Raw genomic sequence first — 1353 nt, 5'->3', positions numbered from 1 at the left:
CCTTCTGTAATCGGGTCGGTCAATGACCGGCGTGGTGGTCACGTCGCGGGTTCCTCGCTTCTGTTCGTGGTCGGCGTGGAGCCGCCACAGGCTACGGCCAGGCAGGCGGGGTGGACCAATCTAGCAAGCGGGCTCGGCGGATACCGGCACCGGTGCTGTTGCGGTCTCGCCCTGCCGCGTCCCCGCGACGGGACGTCGGGCGCTTGGGTCGGAGGTGCGGGCTATGACGCCACCGCCGCCTCCTTGCCCCAGCGGAACTCGGTGCCGTTGCGCCACATGCCCAGCAGGACGACGGCGAGCTTGCGGGCAACCGCCACCTTGGCGCGGCGCATGCCCGAGCGCTTCGCGATTACCAGCCCCCACGCCTTGAGCGACGACCAGCGGCTTGTTCTGGTGAGCAGCACGTTCGCGGCCTCGTAGAGCGCTTGGCGAGCCAGACCGTCGCCCTGCTTGCTGATGTGGCCTACCCGGTCAGTCTCACCCGACTGGTAACGTCGGGGCGTCAGGCCGAAATGGGCCCCGATTGCACGGGATCTGCTGAACCGGGCCGGGTCGTCCACCGCTGAGCAGAAGGTCAGCGCCGTGACCGGTCCCACGCCGGGTACCGTCATGAGCCTGCGGCAGACAGCATCGTCGCGCGTGGCGTGGATGACGAGGAGATGCAGGCGCTCCCGCTCGGACAGCAGCGTCTCGCGCACCTGCAGCAAGGGCTCGATCACGGCAGCGAGGGTCTTGCGGTCCGCCGCGAGTTCACGGGCGCGGGTGGGGAAGGCGCGCTCACCGACTGGGCCGACCTTCAGCCCGAAGCCGCGCAGCAGGCCGCGGATGCCGTTGTCGATGTCCCGCAGCTTGCCGACCAGCAGCTTGCGGGCCGTCAGCAGTGCCCGAAGCTCCTGGGAGAGTTCCGATTTCACGTGCACGGCCCGAAACCAGCCGGTCCGGACCATCTGGGCGATGGCACGCGCATCGGTCCGGTCCGTCTTGACCGGCATGGCCCTTGTCGCCGCCCGTAACTGCCGCGTCTCGAGCAGCACCACCGGCAACCCTCCGGCCTTCAGTCCGGCATGGAGCCACTGCGACATCGGCCCGGCCTCCAGGCCAACACGGGCAAACTCCAGACCCGTCCCCGTCAGGGCCGCAGCCAGAACCTCCGGCTCACTCTGAACCTTCAACTCCCGGACCACTGCCCCGGAGCCGTCAACGATGCAGATGCTGCTCGTCTCCAGCGAGACGTCGATCCCGGCATAGTGGGTCATCTCGGTGCCTCCCTCTGCTGAGCCCCGCCTGGGCCTCCTGGAAGAACAACCGGTCATGGCAGCTCGCGCCACCAGCCGACCCGATTACGGTATCTAG

The 1353-nt window shown here is 68.6% G+C and carries 1 protein-coding gene; it reads right to left on the bottom strand.

Features of this window, described 5'->3' with window-relative positions:
- Positions 1-221: 221 nt before the first annotated feature.
- Positions 222-1256 carry an IS110 family RNA-guided transposase gene (locus ACO1BU_RS37400; RefSeq protein ID WP_424140907.1) on the bottom strand — a complete coding sequence of 345 codons (1035 nt, stop codon included), beginning with the start codon at positions 1254-1256 and terminating at the stop codon, positions 222-224.
- Between the last annotated feature and the right edge of the window lie 97 nt (positions 1257-1353).

Source organism: Roseomonas chloroacetimidivorans, from assembly GCF_049629625.1.
GTDB classification, from domain to species: Bacteria; Pseudomonadota; Alphaproteobacteria; order Acetobacterales; family Acetobacteraceae; genus Roseomonas; species Roseomonas chloroacetimidivorans.
This window is presented reverse-complemented; position numbering and strand designations above follow the sequence as displayed.

Bases quoted from the DNA above. Each gene is read 5' to 3' on its own strand.
- ACO1BU_RS37400 (WP_424140907.1), bottom strand. From the start codon at position 1,256: ATGACCCACTATGCCGGGATCGACGTCTCGCTGGAGACGAGCAGCATC.